The following is an 18,161-nucleotide window of genomic DNA, read 5'->3' as shown; positions in this document are numbered from 1 at the left end:
GGCGGCGCTCGATCTCATAAGCGCCAAAAACCTCAAGACAGCCGCCAACCAAGCGACACAAATCCGCACCTTGTCAGCCTCGCCGCCTGGCGCCACACTATCCCCATGAAAACCCTCGCCCCGAGCTATCTCAAGCACCAGTTCCTGATCGCCATGCCGCACATGGCCGATCCGAACTTCGCCCAGACCCTCACGTACATTGTCGAGCACAATGAACATGGCGCCATGGGCCTGGTGGTCAACCGGCCGCAGGAACTGAGCCTGGCCGACATCCTCGAGCAGCTGCGCCCGGACGAAACGCCGCCGGCCAGCACCCTGCAGGTGCCGATCTACCAGGGCGGCCCGGTGCAGACCGATCGCGGCTTCGTGCTGCACAGCAGCGAATGCAGCTTCCAGGCCACCGTGGCCCTGGAAGGGCTGTCACTGAGCACATCGCAGGATGTGTTGCTTGCGATTGCCGCAGGGGTAGGCCCGAAACAGAGCCTGATCACACTGGGTTATGCCGGCTGGGAGGCGGGCCAGCTGGAAGCGGAACTGGCCGACAACGCCTGGCTCAACTGCCCGTTCGACGCGCAAATCATCTTTGACCGGGCCAGCGACCTGCGCCTTGAAGCAGCGGCCGCCAGCCTGGGGATCAACCTGCACTTGCTGACCAGCCAGGCGGGCCACGCCTGATGGCCGAACTACGCCTCTTGCTGGGTTTCGACTACGGCAGCAAACAGATTGGCGTGGCCGTCGGCCAGGTGATCACCGGGCAGGCACGCGAGCTGTGCACCCTGAAGGCGCAGAACGGCGTGCCGGACTGGGCTCAGGTGGAAAAGCTCATCAATGAGTGGAAACCCGATGCCATTGTCGTCGGCCTGCCGCTGAACATGGACGGCACACCCAGCGAAATGAGCGCCCGCGCCGAGAAGTTCGCCCGCCGCCTTAACGGCCGTTTCAACCTGCCGGTTCATACCCACGACGAACGCCTGACCACCTTCGAAGCCAAAGGCGAACGCATGGCCCGTGGCGGCCAGCGCGGCAGCTACCGCGACAACCCGGTCGATGCCATCGCCGCCGCCCTGTTGCTGCAAGGCTGGCTGGAGGCCAATACCTGATCATCTTTGCCGCCGGGCCCGCCCGGCGCCCCCTTCCGAGGAGCCCGCAATGAGCCTACCCAATCCCGCCGACCTGATTCGGCAGATGGCTGTCGACCTTCGTGCCCACCTGGCGCGCCGGGCAATCACCGAGCCCCGTTACATCGGTATCCGCACCGGCGGTGTCTGGGTTGCCCAGGCCCTGCAGGAAGCCATGGGCGACAGCAGCCCGATGGGCACCCTGGACGTCTCCTTCTACCGCGACGACTTCAGCCAGAACGGCCTGCACCCACAAGTGCGCCCGTCCGAGCTGCCGTTCGAGGTCGAGGGCCAGCACCTGGTGCTGGTGGATGATGTACTGATGAGCGGTCGCACCATCCGCGCGGCGCTCAACGAACTGTTCGATTACGGCCGCCCGGCCAGCGTCACCCTGGTCTGCCTGCTGGACCTGGACGCCGGCGAATTGCCGATCCGTCCGAATGTGCTCGGTGCCACCCTGTCGCTGGCCGCCCATGAACGGGTAAAATTGACCGGACCCGCACCGCTCGCCCTCGAGCGCCAGGACCTCGCCTCCGCTTCCGCCCTTTAAGAGTCCCCCGCGATGACGCCAATCGACGCCAAGCGCCCGCTGCAGCTCAATGATCAGGGCCAGCTGCGCCACTTCCTCTCGCTCGACGGTTTGCCCCGCGAACTGCTCACCGAGATCCTCGACACCGCCGACTCCTTCCTGGAAGTCGGTGCCCGGGCCGTGAAGAAAGTCCCGTTGCTGCGCGGCAAGACCGTGTGCAACGTGTTCTTCGAGAACTCGACCCGCACCCGCACCACCTTCGAACTGGCAGCCCAGCGCCTGTCGGCCGACGTGATCAGCCTGAACGTGTCGACCTCCTCGACCAGCAAGGGCGAGACACTGTTCGACACCCTGCGCAACCTCGAGGCCATGGCGGCCGACATGTTCGTGGTGCGCCATTCCGACTCCGGCGCCGCGCACTTCATCGCCGAGCACGTGTGCCCGGATGTCGCCGTGATCAATGGCGGTGATGGCCGCCACGCGCACCCGACCCAGGGCATGCTCGACATGCTGACCATTCGCCGCCACAAAGGCAGCTTCGAAAACCTCTCGGTGGCCATCGTCGGCGACATTCTGCACTCGCGCGTGGCGCGCTCCGACATGCTGGCGCTCAAAGCGCTGGGTTGCCCGGACATCCGCGTGATCGGCCCGAAAACCCTGATCCCGATCGGCATCGAACAGTACGGCGTGAAGGTCTACACCGACTTGGCCGAAGGCCTGAAGGATGTCGACGTGGTGATCATGCTGCGCCTGCAGCGTGAGCGCATGGCCGGCGGCCTGCTGCCCAGCGAAGGCGAGTTCTACCGCCTGTTCGGCCTGACCACCGCGCGCCTGGCCGGGGCCAAGCCTGATGCCATCGTCATGCACCCGGGCCCGATCAACCGGGGCGTGGAAATCGAATCAGCGGTGGCCGACGGCAAACACTCGGTGATCCTCAACCAGGTCACCTACGGCATCGCCGTGCGCATGGCCGTGCTGTCCATGGCCATGAGCGGGCAGAACGCACAACGTCAATTCGACCAGGAGAACGCCCAGTGACCATCAGCATTCTTGGCGCCCGGGTCATCGATCCCACGACCGGCCTGGATCAGGTGACCGACCTGCACCTGGACGGTGGCCGCATTGCCGCCATTGGCGCCGCACCGGCCGGTTTCAGCGCCAGCCGTACGATACAGGCCGATGGCCTGGTCGCCGCACCGGGCCTGGTCGACCTGGGCGTGTCCCTGCGTGAGCCGGGTTACAGCCGCAAAGGCAACATCGCCAGCGAAACCCGCGCTGCCGTTGCCGGCGGTGTCACCAGCCTGTGCTGCCCGCCGCAGACCAAGCCGGTGCTGGACACCTCGGCGGTGGCCGAACTGATCCTGGACCGCGCCCGTGAGGCCGCCAACAGCAAGGTGTACCCGATTGGCGCCCTGACCAAAGGCCTTGAAGGCGAGCAACTGGCCGAGCTGGTGGCCCTGCGCGATACCGGTTGCGTGGCCTTCGGCAACGGCCTGAAACAAATCCCCAACAACCGGACCCTGGCCCGCGCCCTGGAGTACGCCGCCACCTTCGACCTGACCGTGGTGTTCCACTCCCAGGACCGTGACCTGGCCCAAGGCGGCCTGGCCCATGAAGGTGCCATGGCCAGTTTCCTCGGCCTGCCGGGCATCCCGGAAACCGCAGAAACCGTGGCCCTGGCGCGCAACCTGCTGCTGGTGGAACAGACCGGTGTGCGTGCGCACTTCAGCCAGATCACCAGCGCCCGTGGTGCACAGCTGATTGCCCAGGCGCAGGAGCTCGGCCTGCCGGTGACCGCCGATGTGGCGCTGTACCAGCTGATACTCACCGATGAGTCGCTGCGCGAGTTTTCCAGCCTGTACCACGTGCAGCCACCGCTGCGCACTGCCAAAGACCGGGATGGCCTGCGCGCCGCAGTCAAATCGGGCGTGATCCAGGCGATTTCCAGCCATCACCAGCCGCACGAGCGCGACGCCAAGCTGGCACCGTTCGGTGCCACCGAGCCGGGTATCAGCAGCGTCGAGCTGTTGCTGCCACTGGCCATGACCCTGGTGCAGGACGGCCTGCTCGACCTGCCAACTTTGCTGGCCCGCCTAAGCAGCGGCCCGGCAGCCGCCCTGCGCCTGCCCGCGGGCGAGCTGAAGGTGGGTGGCGCAGCTGACCTGGTGCTGTTCGACCCACAAGCCTCGACAGTGGCTGGCGAGCAGTGGTTGTCGCGGGGCGAGAACTGCCCGTTCATCGGCCACTGCCTGCCGGGTGCGGTGCGTTATACCTTGGTCGATGGCCACATCTGCCACGAGGCCTGAGTAACCCTCACAGGCCCCATCGCCGGCAAGCCAGCTCCCACAGGAAATCACTGCCCTCAAGCCCTGTGATGACCTGTGGGAGCTGGCTTGCCGGCGATGAGGCCTGTGCTGGAGAGCATTAACCATTCATCCCCCCCGGTTGAAATCTTTCACCCCACCCCCATATGAGTCTGCATCAGGCACTTTCGCCCCGCTGCGTGGAGACTCTCCCCTTGACCACCATCGTTTCTGTCCGCCGTAACGGCAAAGTCGTCATGGGCGGCGACGGCCAGGTTTCCCTCGGCAATACCGTGATGAAAGGCAACGCCAAGAAAGTGCGCCGCCTGTACCACGGCCAGGTCATCGCCGGCTTCGCCGGTGCCACTGCCGATGCGTTCACCCTGTTCGAGCGCTTCGAAGGCCAGCTGGAGAAACACCAGGGCCACCTGGTCCGCGCTGCCGTCGAACTGGCCAAGGAATGGCGTACCGACCGCTCCCTGAGCCGCCTGGAAGCCATGCTGGCCGTGGCCAACAAGGATGCCTCCCTGATCATCACCGGTAACGGTGACGTGGTCGAACCCGAAGATGGCCTGATCGCCATGGGTTCCGGCGGCGCCTATGCCCAGGCCGCAGCCCGCGCCCTGCTGAACAAGACCGACCTCTCGGCCCGTGAAATCGCTGAAACCGCCCTGAACATCGCCGGCGACATCTGCGTGTTCACCAACCACAACCTGACCATCGAGGAGCAGGACCTGGCCGACTGATTCAGCTGCTCTGGCGCCTCTTCCCGGTGAAGGGGCTTTTCCACGCTGACTCATCTGCCCAAGGACCCTATTGATCATGTCCATGACCCCCCGCGAGATCGTCCACGAACTCAACCGCCACATCATCGGCCAGGACGACGCCAAGCGCGCCGTGGCCATTGCCCTGCGCAACCGCTGGCGCCGGATGCAGCTGCCTGTCGAGCTGCGTGCCGAAGTGACCCCCAAGAACATCCTGATGATCGGCCCTACCGGTGTCGGCAAGACCGAAATCGCCCGTCGTCTGGCCAAGCTGGCCAACGCACCATTCCTCAAGGTCGAAGCCACCAAGTTCACTGAAGTGGGCTACGTGGGCCGCGACGTCGAGTCGATCATCCGTGACTTGGCCGACGCCGCGCTGAAGATGCTGCGCGAGCAGGAAATCATCCGCGTGCGCCACCGCGCCGAAGACGCCGCCGAAGACCGTATCCTCGATGCCCTGCTGCCGCAGGCGCGGGTGACCAGCTTCAGCGAGGAAGCCGCGCAGACCAGCAGCGATTCCAACACCCGCCAGCTGTTCCGCAAACGCCTGCGTGAAGGCCAGCTGGACGACAAGGAAATCGAAATCGAAGTGGCCGATGCCGTGGGCGTCGAAATTGCCGCGCCGCCCGGCATGGAAGAAATGACCAATCAGCTGCAGAGCCTGTTTGCCAACATGGGCAAAGGCAAGCGCAAGGCGCGCAAGCTGAAGGTGAAAGAGGCGCTGAAGATGGTTCGCGATGAAGAAGCGAGCCGCCTGGTCAATGAGGAAGAGCTCAAGGCCAAGGCCCTGGAAGCAGTCGAGCAGCACGGTATCGTGTTCATCGACGAAATCGACAAGGTTGCCAAGCGCGGCAATGTTGGCGGCGCCGATGTGTCCCGTGAAGGCGTACAGCGCGACCTGCTGCCGCTGATCGAGGGCTGCACCGTCAACACCAAGCTGGGCATGGTCAAGACCGACCATATCCTGTTCATTGCCTCGGGTGCGTTCCACCTGAGCAAGCCGAGCGACCTGGTGCCCGAGCTGCAAGGCCGCCTGCCGATCCGTGTCGAACTCAAGGCACTGACCCCGGAAGACTTCGAGCGCATCCTGCAAGAGCCGCACGCTTCGCTGACCGAGCAGTACCAGGCCCTGTTGAAAACCGAAGGCCTGAACATCGAGTTCATCGCCGACGGCATCAAGCGCCTGGCCGAGATTGCCTACCAGGTCAACGAAAAGACCGAAAACATCGGTGCCCGTCGCCTGCACACACTGCTTGAGCGTTTGCTCGAAGAAGTGTCGTTCAGCGCCGGCGACCTGGCCAGCGCACATGACGAAACGCCAATCCAGATCGACGCTGCGTATGTGAACAGCCACCTGGGTGAACTGGCGCAGAACGAAGACCTGTCGCGTTACATTCTGTAAGACCGCAGGGGGCCGCTGTGCGGCCCAATCGCCGGCAAGCCAGCTCCCACAGGATTATCACAACTCTGATGCTGTGAAGTACCCGTGGCCGCTGGCTTGCCGGCGACTGGGCTGCAAAGCAGCCCCCTTGCACAATCCCCAGAATGTCCCGAAGCTGTGCATCATCAGCTCCCGAGAGATTCTGCCCATGGCCCGCCTGCCCACTGCCATCAACCTGCACAAAGCCTCGAAAACCCTCACCCTCACCTACGCCCCCGGCGAGGTCTACCACCTGCCCGCCGAACTCCTGCGCGTGCACTCCCCCTCCGCCGAGGTCCAGGGCCACGGCAACCCCATCCTGCAGTTCGGCAAGATCAACGTCGGCTTGGTCGGCCTGGAGCCTGCCGGCCAATATGCACTGAAACTGACCTTCGACGACGGCCATGACAGCGGCCTGTTCACCTGGGAATACCTGGAACAGCTGTGTCTGCGCCAGGAACAGCTGTGGGCCGAATACCTCGACGAGCTGCACAAGGCCGGAAAATCCCGCGACCCGGCCGAATCGGTGGTCAAACTCATGCTCTAGCGCAAGGTCTTCAGGGTTTAGAGCGCATTTTCTAAATTCATCTGTTTGAATGACTTACAGACAGGCCAGTGAAGGGCTGTCTTGCGCATTACATGAAAGTCGGGTAACCAATGGGTGTGGCAAGTTCCCTGCATCACTTTGCAGGCAGTCAGAACCCCCGCAGCACCGCTGTTCCTTATCACTGGTCACCCGAGTAGCAGTACCGGGCTCAGGGCTGTGCCCCCGCCACAGCAACCGGTACTCGTCTCAGGACAACGGAGCGTCGTAGATGAGTAACAAGAACAACGATGAGCTGCAGCGGCAGGCCTCGGAGAACACCTTGGGGCTGAACCCGGTCATCGGCATTCGCCGCAAGGACCTGTTGAGCTCGGCACGCACCGTGCTGCGCCAGGCCGTGCGCCAACCGCTGCACAGCGCCAAGCATGTGGCCCACTTTGGCCTGGAACTGAAAAACGTGCTGCTGGGCAAGTCCAGCCTGGCCCCGGAAAGCGACGACCGCCGTTTCAACGACCCGGCCTGGAGCAACAACCCGCTGTACCGCCGCTACCTGCAAACCTATCTGGCCTGGCGCAACGAGTTGCAGGACTGGATCGGCAACAGCGACCTGCCACCCCAGGACATCAGCCGCGGCCAGTTCGTCATCAACCTGATGACCGAAGCCATGGCGCCGACCAATACCTTGTCCAACCCGGCAGCGGTCAAGCGCTTCTTCGAAACCGGCGGCAAGAGCCTGCTCGATGGCCTGTCCAACCTGGCCAAGGACATGGTCAACAATGGCGGCATGCCCAGCCAGGTGAACATGGACGCCTTTGAAGTGGGCAAGAACCTGGGCACCAGTGAAGGCGCGGTGGTGTACCGCAACGATGTGCTGGAGCTGATCCAGTACAGCCCCATCACCGAACAGGTGCATGCTCGCCCGCTGCTGGTGGTGCCACCGCAGATCAACAAGTTCTACGTGTTCGACCTGAGCCCGGAAAAGAGCCTGGCCCGCTACTGCCTGCGCTCGCAGCAGCAAACCTTCATCATCAGCTGGCGCAACCCGACCAAGGCCCAGCGGGAATGGGGCCTGTCCACCTACATCGATGCACTCAAGGAAGCCGTCGACGCCGTACTGGCGATTACCGGCAGCAAAGACTTGAACATGCTCGGCGCCTGCTCTGGCGGCATCACCTGTACTGCGCTGGTGGGCCACTACGCCGCCATTGGCGAAAACAAGGTCAATGCCCTGACCCTGCTGGTCAGCGTGCTGGACACCACCATGGACAACCAGGTCGCATTGTTCGTCGACGAACAAACCCTGGAAGCCGCCAAGTGCCACTCGTACCAGGCTGGCGTGCTGGAAGGCAGCGAAATGGCCAAGGTGTTCGCCTGGATGCGCCCCAACGACCTGATCTGGAACTACTGGGTCAACAACTACCTGCTCGGCAACGAGCCGCCGGTGTTCGACATCCTGTTCTGGAACAACGACACCACGCGTCTGCCGGCCGCCTTCCACGGCGATTTGATCGAGATGTTCAAAAGCAACCCTTTGATACGCCCGAACGCACTGGAAGTGTGCGGCACCCCGATCGACCTGAAGAATGTGCACTGCGACATCTTCAGCGTTGCCGGTACCGCCGACCACATCACCCCGTGGCAATCGTGCTACCGCTCGGCGCACTTGTTCGGCGGCAAGATCGAGTTCGTGCTGTCCAACAGCGGCCACATACAGAGCATCCTCAACCCGCCGGGCAACCCCAAGGCACGCTTCATGACCGGGGCTGATCGCCCGGGTGATCCGGTGGCCTGGCAGGAAAACGCCACCAAGCACGCCGACTCCTGGTGGCTGCACTGGCAAAGCTGGCTGAGCGAGCGGGCCGGGGAGCTGAAAAAAGCGCCAACCCGCCTGGGCAACCGTGCCTATGCAGCTGGCGAAGCCGCCCCAGGCACCTACGTTCACGAGCGCTGAGTTGCATTGCCGTGGCAGCCATGAGCGCGCCACGGCACTTTTTTCACGAAAGAGTCGAACGCATGCCGGAACCCTATATCTTCAGGACCGTCGAGCTGGACGACCAGTCCATTCGCACCGCCGTCCGCCCAGGCAAGCCGCACCTGACCCCGTTGCTGATCTTCAACGGCATCGGCGCCAACCTGGAGCTGGTGTTCCCCTTCATCGAGGCGCTGGACCCGGACCTGGAGGTCATTGCCTTCGATGTACCCGGCGTGGGTGGATCATCCACACCGCGCCACCCTTATCGTTTTCCTGGCCTGGCCAAGCTCACAGCGCGCATGCTCGATTACCTGGACTACGGCCAAGTCAACGCCATCGGTGTGTCCTGGGGCGGCGCCCTGGCCCAGCAGTTCGCCCACGACTATCCGGAACGCTGCAAAAAACTGGTGCTGGCCGCCACTGCCGCCGGCGCGGTAATGGTGCCGGGCAAACCCAAGGTGTTGTGGATGATGGCCAGTCCACGGCGCTACGTGCAGCCCTCCCATGTGATCCGTATTGCACCGCTGATTTACGGCGGTGCCTTCCGCCGCGACCCGGACCTGGCCATGCATCATGCATCCAAGGTGCGCTCGGGCGGCAAGCTGGGCTACTACTGGCAATTATTCGCCGGCCTGGGCTGGACCAGCATCCACTGGCTGCACAAGATCCATCAGCCGACGCTGGTACTGGCCGGTGACGACGACCCGCTGATCCCGCTGGTCAACATGCGCCTGCTGGCCTGGCGGATTCCCAATGCCCAGCTACACATAATCGACGATGGCCACCTGTTCCTGATTACCCGGGCCGAGGCCGTCGCACCGATCATCATGAAGTTTCTCCAGGAAGAACGTCAGCGCGCGGTCATGCACCCGCGCCCCGCCTCTGGCGGTTGATTGTCGCTGCCCAAGCATCGGGAAGACGAGGGAGTGTTGCCATGACAGACAAACCGGCCAAAGGAACGAAACCGCTGCCCGCCACCAGCATGAACGTGCATAACGCCATGCTTGGCCTGCGTGGGCGCGACCTGGTGTCGACCCTGCGCAGGGTTGGCCGCCACGGCTTGACCAACCCGCTGCACACTGCGCGGCACCTGTTGGCGCTCGGCGGCCAACTGGGCCGCGTGATGCTGGGCGACACGCCCTATCAGCCCAACCCTCGCGACAGCCGCTTCAACGACCCGACCTGGAGCCAGAACCCGTTTTACCGCCGGGGCCTGCAGGCCTATCTGGCCTGGCAGAAGCAGACGCGCCAGTGGATCGACGAAAGCCACCTGGATGACGATGATCGGGCACGCGCCCACTTCCTGTTCGGCATGATCAACGACGCCCTGGCGCCGAGCAATTCGCTGCTCAACCCGCTGGCCGTCAAAGAGCTGCTGAACACCGGCGGGCAAAGCCTGGTGCGTGGCCTGGCCCACTTGCTGGACGACCTGCGTCACAATGACGGCCTGCCGCGCCAAGTGGACGAACGCGCTTTCGAGGTGGGTGGCAGCCTGGCGGCGACACCCGGTGCGGTGGTGTTTCGCAACGAGCTGCTGGAGCTGATCCAGTACAAGCCGATGAGTGAAAAACAGCACGCCAGGCCCCTGCTGGTGGTACCACCGCAAATCAACAAGTTCTATATCTTCGACATGCAGGCGCACAATAGCTTCGTCCAGTACATGCTCAAGAACGGCCTGCAGGTGTTCATGATCAGCTGGCGCAACCCCGACCCGCGCCACCGCGAATGGGGCTTGTCCTCGTACGTTCAGGCGTTGGAAGAAGCGCTGAACGCCTGCCGCAGCATCAGCGGCAACCGCGACCCCAACCTGATGGGTGCCTGTGCCGGCGGCCTGACCATGGCTGCACTGCAGGGCCACCTGCAGGCCAGACATCAGCTGCGCAAGATCCGCAGCGCCACTTACCTGGTCAGCCTGCTCGACAGCAAGTTCGACAGCCCGGCCAGCCTGTTCGCCGACGAGCAGACCGTCGAGGCGGCCAAGCGCCGTTCCTATCAACGGGGTGTACTGGACGGCGGCGAGGTGGCGAGGATTTTCGCCTGGATGCGCCCCAACGACCTGATCTGGAACTACTGGGTCAACAACTACCTGCTTGGCAAAGCCCCACCCGCGTTCGACATCCTCTACTGGAACGCCGATAACACACGGCTGCCGGCGGCACTGCACGGCGACTTGCTGGACTTTTTCAAGCACAACCCGCTCACCCACCCGGCCGGCCTTGAAGTATGCGGCACGCCCATCGACCTCAAGCAGGTCGACCTGGACAGTTTTACCGTGGCCGGCAGCAACGATCACATCACCCCGTGGGACGCCGTGTATCGCTCTGCCCTGCTGCTCGGTGGCGACCGGCGTTTCGTGCTGGCCAACAGCGGGCACATTCAAAGCATCATCAACCCACCGGGCAACCCCAAGGCCTACTACCTGGAAAACCCCAAGCTTGCGAGCGATCCGCGCGCCTGGTTCTACGAGGCCAAACGCAGCGACGGCAGTTGGTGGCCGTTGTGGCTGGAATGGATCACACCGCGCTCTGGTCCGCTCAAGGCTCCCCGTACCGAGCTGGGCAATAGCACCTACCCACCGCTCGGCCCGGCGCCAGGCACCTATGTCCTGACCCGATGAGCCCGACGACCGGATGAAGACCCGCGACCGTATCCTGGAATGCGCCCTGCAGCTGTTCAACCAGCAGGGCGAACCGAACGTATCCACCTTGGAGATTGCCAACGAACTGGGCATCAGCCCGGGCAACCTGTATTACCACTTCCACGGCAAGGAACCCTTGGTGCTGGGCCTGTTCGAGCGCTTCGAGGACGCGCTGATGCCCTTGCTTGACCCACCCCTGGAAGTGCGCCTGGACGCCGAGGACTACTGGCTGTTCCTGCACCTGATTGTCGAGCACATGTCGCAGTACCGCTTCCTGTTTCAGGACCTCTCCAACCTCACTGGCCGCCTGCCAAAGCTGGCACGCGGCATGCGCAGCCTGATCAATGCCCTCAAGCGCACGTTGGCGGCGCTGTTGGCCAGCCTCAAGGGCCAGGGGCTGGTAGAGAGTGGTACGCAGGCGCTGGGGCAGCTGGTGGAGCAGATCACGATGACGCTGCTGTTCTCGCTGGATTACCAGCGTGTGCTGGGGCGCGAGGGGGATGTGGGGATCGTGGTGTACCAGGTGATGATGCTGGTGGCGCCGCATCTGCAGGCACAGGCGCGGGCAGCGGCGGAGCAGTTGGCTGTGCGCTACCTGGAGGGGTAGGCCTGCTGTTTCGGCGCTGGGGCCTTCGCGGCCATGCCCGCTCCCACAGGGCCTGCGCTGACCCGTTGATCGGCGCTGTCCCTGTGCGAGCGGGCAAGCCCGCGAAGAAGGCGATGCGGTATCAGATCAAGGTACCGGTGCCGTTTGGTGCCGACGGGGCGCTGCTGGCCGGGGCGGTGGCAGGTGTCGGTGCTGTGGTAGCGGCCGGGGCCGCGCTGGCCGCTGGGGCTGCCGGTTTCGCGGCTGCCGGCTTGGCCGGTGCTTTCTTCACCGCAGGTTTCTTCGCTGCCGCTGGCTTGGCCGCCGCAGCCTTGGCGGCGGCAGGTTTGGCCGCCGGCTTGGCAGCAGGTTTGGCCGCTGCCGTTTTAGCTGCAGGTTTGGCTGCCGCGGTTTTCGCCGCAGGCTTGGCCGCTGCTGCCTTGGCCAGTGGCTTGGCCGCTGCCTTGCTCGCAGCCGGTTTGGCCGCCGCAGCGCGCGACGAAACCGGCGTAACCGAAGCACCGGTCAGTTTCTCGATCTGCTTGGTCAGGCTGTCCACCTGCTGGTGCAGGGCCTTGATCTCGTTGCGGCTTGGCACACCCAAACGCGATATGGCGCTGTTCAGGCGCTTGTCGAAGGCTTCTTCGAGCTCGCTCCATTTGCCCAGCGCACGGTCTTTCACACCAGACACACGCGAGGTGGTCGAAGCCTTGGCGGTGTCGGCCACATCTTCAGCGGTCTTCTTCGCCTGTTTCTCGGCCTTCTCGCCATCCTTCACCAGCGAGTCGAACAGCTTGGGGCCGTCCTGGTCGATCTTCGAATAGATACCCAGCCCCGCCAGCCAGATCTTGCGGGAGTACTTCTCGATCCCGCCGACCCAGGAGCTGCTTTCTTTATCGGAATTCTTCTTGCCAGCCATCCTGCTCTCCTTATGGTTTGTGCGCGACGCGCTCAAGCAGCTCGTGCAGCTGTTCAAGCTTCACCGACAACGCCTCAACGTCATGTTTAGACGGAATGCCGAGGCGATTCAAGGCGCGTCCTACCCGCGCGTCGAAAGCTTTTTCGATCTTGTCGAGTTGAATTTCGACCTTGCCGCGTACGCGGCTGACTTCTTCAGCGGCGTCGTCGATCTGGTGGTTGGCAGCATCGAGCTCTTTGTCGATGCGTTTCTTGCCACGTTTTTCAACACCTTCGCCGGCCTTGACCAGCTCGCTGAAATACTCGGAACCTTCCTGGCCGACGCGGGCATAAGCGCCGATACCTGCCAGCCAGATCTTGCGCGCGTAGCCGCGCACCTCACCCAGCGTGCCCTGGGCGTCTTCCTTTTTCTTCACAGTCACTTTGGCCATGCTCAGTGCCTCATGTTCATCAGTGGAGGAGGATGCGCCCATGAACGCTGGGCTGATGCCTAAGGTAGGGAACAAAATTAGAAACCACACCCTAAGAACACGCATCACGACCTATCTACCTCACCCGTTACCCATGCAGCTTCTACCGTTCGCGCTCATTGACTAAACGGAGCTCGACTCGCATGGCTGTTTCCTCCTCGACAACCACCTATCGGCAGCTGGTGGCCAGCCGCTTCGCCAAACGCCCCACGCTACGTCAGCTGCTGGCTAGCGAAGGCTTCAGCGTGCTTGCCGATCGCTACCCGTGGATCGTTCGCAACTATCCGGACCTTGAAGGCCTCGAGCGTTTCACCGTGCTCAGGGCAGCACCTTCCGAGCCGCCAGTACAGCCACTGGTGCCCCTGCTGCTCGAGCACTACCTGAACGGCCGCCCCATGGACCTGGGGTCGGCGGATCAGCTCAGCATCGCACCACCGCAACCCTTCTACCCCCAGGAGCAAGGTGAAAACCCTGCCAGTCAGCCGCGAATCACGCTTGATATGGCAATGCTCAACCAGGATTTCGACACACTGCTGGCCGCTCTGGGCGATGCGTTCGAGCAGGCCCAAATCAGCTTCTGGGCCGGCACTGACGGCATTTCCGAGCGCTCCAACGTGCGCTGGCTGGCACACCTGCTGAAAGCTTCGCTGCTGAACGGGGTTGAACGCCAAGGGCTGGATGACACCGCCAAAGGCACGCTCTATCGCTTGCTGGAGAATGGGGCCGACACCCCCGCCGTCAGCGGCCTGCAGATATCGCTGGGCATGTCGGGCAACACCCAGTCGTTCACCCTGGCGGACCTTGTATTGTTCGGCCCCGATCAGGTGCTGTGGTGCAGCCCTGCGGGCAAAGTACGCCGCTACGTGGATGCAACCACCTTTGCCAGCGCCCTGCGCGACCAGTTGGCGCAAGCCTATCGCTTCGAGGCGTTCAGCTGGGCACATCGCCCCTTGCTGGGCGACCCCTTCGAACACCAGGCCACCGCCATGCTCAACAGCATTCTTGAGCGCCTCGGCCGCCTGAGCCTGGCCTCGTTCAGCACCGTCGAGGAGCTGGAACAGACGCTCGACGCCGTTACAGACCCCGCCTCCGATATTTCCGGCCAGTGGCTGGTGAACGAAGCCCAACCAGACATCGCCCTGCCGGCCTGGCTGGCTTCGGCGGCCGCCAGTGACCGCCTGCTGTACAGCGACGCAGTGCTGCGGCTATGCGCTCGCCAGGCGCAGGCGGGCAGCAAAGGTTCGCTGGACGACATCGAACCCCTGGACACCTATGCCAGAAGGCGCCTTCGCGAGCGCATGCAGCTCGACCACCCCGACCAGGCGCCGCTCGACCCTGACCTGCTGCTGATAGAGATTTCCGTCGTGGTTCCTGTGTCTTCGACAGGGCCGGCCGTGCTGCGGCACCTCAAACGCATAACCCTGACCGAGATGGCCGTAGTGCGCCTGCACACCGACCTGAACGAAGTGGCATCTGGCCTGACCTATCAGGGGCGCCAGCCGGAGCAAGCCTGGATGACCCTTGATTACCTCCAGGCACTGGTCACCGAGGTGGACATCGGCGGCCAGTACCCGGTGCACGTGGCGGCCCAGTTGCAGGCATTCGAGCATGACCCCGAACAAGTCCAGCGCTTCGCCCGAGAATGGCGTGGCAATCTGGCGTTCACGGCCCTAAAGGCGAAAATTGACGGCCAGATTGGCGAGACCGCCTGCCTGGCTGTTGTCGAATTCTGCCTGGGCAAAGCGCTGCCAGCAGAACCGTTGACCTTCTCGCCACTGGTGCTGCAACCGTTCAAGGGTGCCCCTGAAGGCGACACTGTGCAGGGCATGTTTGTGCTGCACGTCCAGGCCAGCGCCAGCTATTTGCTTTACCGCCCGTTGTTTGCCGAACAACCCTTGGCAGAACATGCCAGCCTGGATGCACTGATGGCTCAGATCCAGACCAATCCACAACTGCAACAGGACGTGCTCGACTGGGTAGATGACGAAAACCGGGCCGTCTATCAGAATGGCGGCTTCCTTCGGCCCCACCTGCATCCGCGCATGTCGAAACTGGCACACTGGCTGGGCGGTGGCACAGCGTGGACAGATGCTGCGCTGGAGTCGCTGCGGACCCCGGTTACCGTGGTGCATGAGCCTTGGCAGGGCGATCTGGACATCAAGCTGCACGAGTCGAGAGTCCAGGCGCTATTGCTTCTTGCCTCGCGCCAGACGGTCTCGAACTCACAGCAGCGCTGGGCGCTGGCCTGGCAGCTTGGCTGGATGCTGTTCAACGCCACCACGCCACTGCTGCGAGGCCCGGCGGCGGCCGTGGCCTGGGTGGTGGCTGCAGTGGCAGCATTGAAGGACGATTTGTCTGCCCTCACTCAAGGCACACCCGAAGCGCAGGCCTTGGCAGTCACTGACCTGCTGGCCAATGTCGCCATGTTGTTGATTCATGACGTTGGCAGCGTCACACCTGAGCCCCCTTCGGCCCGGCTGCAAGGCCCTCTGCCACGGCTTGAAAGCCTGGAAGCCCGACCGTCAGCTGCTGCGGCCTGGCGGGAGGCACCGGACGAAGGCGCCTGGCAATCGCCGGTTCCGACCCAAACCCACGTCACGCTGTTGAGCTGGGGCGACAACCAACGCTTGGGCAACCTTCCAGCGCCAACCCGACAAGCGCTGGGTCAACTGCAGGCCAACATTTCCCTGCAGGGGCGCACGGTGCAGCGCCAAGGCAGGCTTCGAGGGCTGTATGCCATCGAAGACCGCTACTACGTGAAGTTGCACGAGGTCGCCTACGAGGTGCTGGAAAGCGAGACAGGCCTGCGGATCATCGGCCCGCCGCAAAACGTGGATGAATGGCAAGCCCGCTGGGGTGGCAACCCGGACGGCTACCATATCGTTGGCCGCCAACGCAGTTACGGCCCCTGGCTGACACGCCGGAACGATACCTGGGTACTGGACCTCGCCCTGGCAGGTGGCATGCCGAAAAGCCGGCAGCAGATCATTGCGCAAAACCAACAGCAGTTCGACAGTTTGAACCAAGCGGTGTCTGCCAATCACAATGCCCTGAAAAAGATCAAGCCGCTGCTGGATGCCAACCAGCAATTGATGACCGACTACGATGCCGAGGCGAACGCCTTCGGGAAGGCCCTGGCCAGGGCAGGTGGCCAGGCAGCCATGGACGAACACTTGCAGCAACAGAACCGGGACCTGGCTGCCCGGCGTCTCGAGCTTATGCCGCAGATTCGCACGATATCGCTGTGCCTGGAAAAACAAGCGTCACTGCTGCAGACCAATGCCTCCCTCCTGCGCCAGCTGATGGAGCCCAGGTTCGCCAGGCTCGACCCGCTAGGCACCGCCCGACGCAGCCTGGGTGTCCTTTCCGAAACGCAGGTCGAGAACGACATCCTCTTGCTTCGCCGTCTGCTGGAACAATCGGACCACCAGGGCCTTGAGCAAAAATCTGTCGGCCTGAAAAAAGTGCCTGTGACCGATGAGCAAAAACAGCGCCATGTTTCGTTTCGCCAGGCAGTGCGTGACACGCTGGACATCGTCAGCCGCCTGCGCACGGTCAGTGAGCGGCTTGACACCCTCTTGCCCCGAATGCTGGAGGACCCGCTGATCACGTTCCCGAACAAGGACAAGAAAGCCAAGGTCGAAGCGGCCATCGCGCTGCGGCCCTATTCAACACTGGTCATTCGTGCGCAGCAGCTGAGCGACATGGCGTACCTGTTGCTGGACAAGACGCGCCTGACCGAACAGGTGGCCATCGATCTTCTACCGGTGCAGCAATCACTGGACAGCAGGCAGTTCTCACAAACCGTCTGGACACATGATGGGATCGCGACTGCAAACCTGCCCCAGGAAGAGCAGGCAGCGTTGCTCGGCGACGCATTGCGCGAGTATGAGACCACGCTCGGCAAGGCCCAGTACCTACAATCCTTCGAGCATCCGGCCATCGACCAGACCATACTGCAAGCGTACATCGAGGAATTGTCGGTACTGGTGCACATCACGGAATCACAACTAGCCAGCGCCCTGGTCAACGTCGACAGCGGCGCAAGCCCCGCCCCCGCCCCAGTGATGTACCGTGTACATCCTCGCAAGAGCATGGTGATCAGGACGGCGCAAGGTCGCAGGTTACTGGTTGACCGGGCGCAAGGCAGCAACCGGGCGGTTCAACATGACCCCGTCACTCAGCAACCTGCCAGCACCTTCGAGCAGCGCGACGGCGAGTGGTTCGAGCTGGCACCGGCGGAACCACCGGTGGCCCTCGACACCTCCGAACTGCGCCAGCGCGCCACCAGCCTGCTCGCCAGCCGTGAGGAGCGAATCGCCAAGGCCGCACGCCATATCCACGAGCCGAATGCCCTGTCCAACCTCATGGACTGGCATATCGAAGACATGCTCGAGATCGCCGTCAAAATCAAGGGCATCAAGGACGATCCCCGGTTGGCCGCGTTAACTGGCGAACTGCGTGAAGCGGTAGCCTACGTGCGGGCGGAGAAACAACGGCTGCTTACCCAGTCCTACCTCACCACACATCACCCCGATGCCACCGCATTGCGCTACCTGCATGAACAACAGCGCCTGCAGATCACGCCAACCGTGGCAAGGAAACCGACGCGTCGCGCGGATGATTTTCTGGACGTGTATGAGATCAGAGACACGCATGCCCCCACAGCGGTGCTTTGGGAGGCGCATTTTCATTACCGCAGCAAGCAGGCCAGCGCCCTCGACTTCGCCAAGGGTCACTTGAAGTTCTGGGAGCCCCGGAGCCTGGAGCGAGAGGAACAACTCAAGCAGGCCACAACCGCCGAGCGGATCAAGATCTACCGGGGCGATCTGAAGCGCGAAGATGTGGCAGACATCATACCGTTCCCTGCCGATTGATCGTGGGACGGGCCGACCTCGG

15 protein-coding genes are annotated in these 18,161 nt (G+C 63.2%); 13 read left to right on the top strand and 2 right to left on the bottom strand.

Annotation, left to right across the window (positions count from 1 at the left end; all coding sequences use genetic code 11):
• Positions 1-105: 105 nt before the first annotated feature.
• The 12 genes from AC07XM_RS07905 (at position 106) to AC07XM_RS07850 (ending at position 11,895) form a co-directional block, all read left to right on the top strand.
• Entirely contained in the window at positions 106-675 is a 570-nt protein-coding gene (locus tag AC07XM_RS07905) for a YqgE/AlgH family protein (protein ID WP_016489545.1), read from the top strand.
• On the top strand, positions 675-1,100 hold the full coding sequence (gene ruvX, locus AC07XM_RS07900; RefSeq protein ID WP_016489546.1) for a Holliday junction resolvase RuvX: 426 nt from the start codon (positions 675-677) through the stop codon (positions 1,098-1,100). Before AC07XM_RS07905 ends, ruvX begins: the two co-directional genes overlap by 1 nt.
• Before the next feature lie 49 nt (positions 1,101-1,149).
• Positions 1,150-1,668, top strand: coding sequence for a bifunctional pyr operon transcriptional regulator/uracil phosphoribosyltransferase PyrR (pyrR, locus tag AC07XM_RS07895; protein ID WP_016489547.1), 519 nt, complete (start codon positions 1,150-1,152; stop codon positions 1,666-1,668).
• 12 nt (positions 1,669-1,680) lie between these two features.
• Positions 1,681-2,685 (top strand): aspartate carbamoyltransferase catalytic subunit, encoded by a 1,005-nt coding sequence (locus tag AC07XM_RS07890; protein WP_008099987.1) that lies wholly within the window; start codon positions 1,681-1,683, stop codon positions 2,683-2,685.
• Positions 2,682-3,953 (top strand): dihydroorotase, encoded by a 1,272-nt coding sequence (locus tag AC07XM_RS07885; RefSeq protein ID WP_016489548.1) that lies wholly within the window; start codon positions 2,682-2,684, stop codon positions 3,951-3,953. Before AC07XM_RS07890 ends, AC07XM_RS07885 begins: the two co-directional genes overlap by 4 nt.
• A gap of 212 nt (positions 3,954-4,165) precedes the next feature.
• Positions 4,166-4,696, top strand: coding sequence for an ATP-dependent protease subunit HslV (hslV, locus tag AC07XM_RS07880; RefSeq protein ID WP_003249309.1), 531 nt, complete (start codon positions 4,166-4,168; stop codon positions 4,694-4,696).
• A gap of 76 nt (positions 4,697-4,772) precedes the next feature.
• Entirely contained in the window at positions 4,773-6,116 is a 1,344-nt protein-coding gene (hslU, locus tag AC07XM_RS07875) for an ATP-dependent protease ATPase subunit HslU (RefSeq protein WP_016489549.1), read from the top strand.
• A gap of 187 nt (positions 6,117-6,303) precedes the next feature.
• Positions 6,304-6,681 (top strand): gamma-butyrobetaine hydroxylase family protein, encoded by a 378-nt coding sequence (locus AC07XM_RS07870; RefSeq protein ID WP_016489550.1) that lies wholly within the window; start codon positions 6,304-6,306, stop codon positions 6,679-6,681.
• 268 nt (positions 6,682-6,949) lie between these two features.
• Complete coding sequence (gene phaC / locus AC07XM_RS07865; RefSeq protein ID WP_102689460.1) at positions 6,950-8,629, top strand: class II poly(R)-hydroxyalkanoic acid synthase; 1,680 nt, start codon at positions 6,950-6,952, stop codon at positions 8,627-8,629.
• Positions 8,630-8,691: 62 nt separating this feature from the next.
• Positions 8,692-9,543: a poly(3-hydroxyalkanoate) depolymerase gene (gene phaZ / locus AC07XM_RS07860; protein WP_016489552.1), complete on the top strand. Its 852-nt coding sequence runs from the start codon at positions 8,692-8,694 to the stop codon at positions 9,541-9,543.
• Positions 9,544-9,584: 41 nt separating this feature from the next.
• Positions 9,585-11,267, top strand: a complete 1,683-nt coding sequence (phaC, locus tag AC07XM_RS07855) for a class II poly(R)-hydroxyalkanoic acid synthase (RefSeq protein ID WP_016489553.1) — start codon at positions 9,585-9,587, stop codon at positions 11,265-11,267.
• 13 nt (positions 11,268-11,280) lie between these two features.
• The gene (locus AC07XM_RS07850) at positions 11,281-11,895 is read left to right on the top strand and encodes a TetR/AcrR family transcriptional regulator (protein ID WP_016489554.1); all 615 of its coding nucleotides are present in this window, start codon (positions 11,281-11,283) and stop codon (positions 11,893-11,895) included.
• Positions 11,896-12,016: 121 nt separating this feature from the next.
• Here the strand turns inward: AC07XM_RS07850 and AC07XM_RS07845 are convergent, their stop codons facing one another.
• Together AC07XM_RS07845 and AC07XM_RS07840 are read right to left on the bottom strand one after the other, a co-directional pair.
• Positions 12,017-12,793, bottom strand: a complete 777-nt coding sequence (locus AC07XM_RS07845; RefSeq protein ID WP_096426862.1) for a phasin family protein — start codon at positions 12,791-12,793, stop codon at positions 12,017-12,019.
• 10 nt (positions 12,794-12,803) lie between these two features.
• Positions 12,804-13,223 (bottom strand): phasin family protein, encoded by a 420-nt coding sequence (locus AC07XM_RS07840; RefSeq protein WP_016489556.1) that lies wholly within the window; start codon positions 13,221-13,223, stop codon positions 12,804-12,806.
• Positions 13,224-13,405: 182 nt separating this feature from the next.
• On the opposite strand from AC07XM_RS07840, the gene AC07XM_RS07835 reads away from it, so the two are divergent.
• Positions 13,406-18,139, top strand: a complete 4,734-nt coding sequence (locus AC07XM_RS07835; protein WP_102689459.1) for a DUF6543 domain-containing protein — start codon at positions 13,406-13,408, stop codon at positions 18,137-18,139.
• Positions 18,140-18,161: the final 22 nt, after the last annotated feature.

Source organism: Pseudomonas sp. GW460-LB5 (assembly GCF_059423245.1).
The sequence above is the reverse complement of the archived record's forward strand: the minus strand, read 5'-3'. Positions and strand labels throughout refer to the sequence as shown.

What these genes read in the sequence shown, in the direction of transcription:
- phaZ (WP_016489552.1), top strand. Translation starts at nt 8,692, where the DNA reads ATGCCGGAACCCTATATCTTCAGGACCGTCGAGCTGGACGACCAGTCC.
- phaC (WP_016489553.1), top strand. Translation starts at nt 9,585, where the DNA reads ATGACAGACAAACCGGCCAAAGGAACGAAACCGCTGCCCGCCACCAGC.
- AC07XM_RS07840 (WP_016489556.1), bottom strand. Translation starts at nt 13,223, where the DNA reads ATGGCCAAAGTGACTGTGAAGAAAAAGGAAGACGCCCAGGGCACGCTG.
- ruvX (WP_016489546.1), top strand. Translation starts at nt 675, where the DNA reads ATGGCCGAACTACGCCTCTTGCTGGGTTTCGACTACGGCAGCAAACAG.
- phaC (WP_102689460.1), top strand. Translation starts at nt 6,950, where the DNA reads ATGAGTAACAAGAACAACGATGAGCTGCAGCGGCAGGCCTCGGAGAAC.
- AC07XM_RS07905 (WP_016489545.1), top strand. Translation starts at nt 106, where the DNA reads ATGAAAACCCTCGCCCCGAGCTATCTCAAGCACCAGTTCCTGATCGCC.
- AC07XM_RS07835 (WP_102689459.1), top strand. Translation starts at nt 13,406, where the DNA reads ATGGCTGTTTCCTCCTCGACAACCACCTATCGGCAGCTGGTGGCCAGC.
- pyrR (WP_016489547.1), top strand. Translation starts at nt 1,150, where the DNA reads ATGAGCCTACCCAATCCCGCCGACCTGATTCGGCAGATGGCTGTCGAC.
- AC07XM_RS07850 (WP_016489554.1), top strand. Translation starts at nt 11,281, where the DNA reads ATGAAGACCCGCGACCGTATCCTGGAATGCGCCCTGCAGCTGTTCAAC.
- AC07XM_RS07870 (WP_016489550.1), top strand. Translation starts at nt 6,304, where the DNA reads ATGGCCCGCCTGCCCACTGCCATCAACCTGCACAAAGCCTCGAAAACC.
- AC07XM_RS07890 (WP_008099987.1), top strand. Translation starts at nt 1,681, where the DNA reads ATGACGCCAATCGACGCCAAGCGCCCGCTGCAGCTCAATGATCAGGGC.
- hslU (WP_016489549.1), top strand. Translation starts at nt 4,773, where the DNA reads ATGTCCATGACCCCCCGCGAGATCGTCCACGAACTCAACCGCCACATC.
- AC07XM_RS07845 (WP_096426862.1), bottom strand. Translation starts at nt 12,793, where the DNA reads ATGGCTGGCAAGAAGAATTCCGATAAAGAAAGCAGCTCCTGGGTCGGC.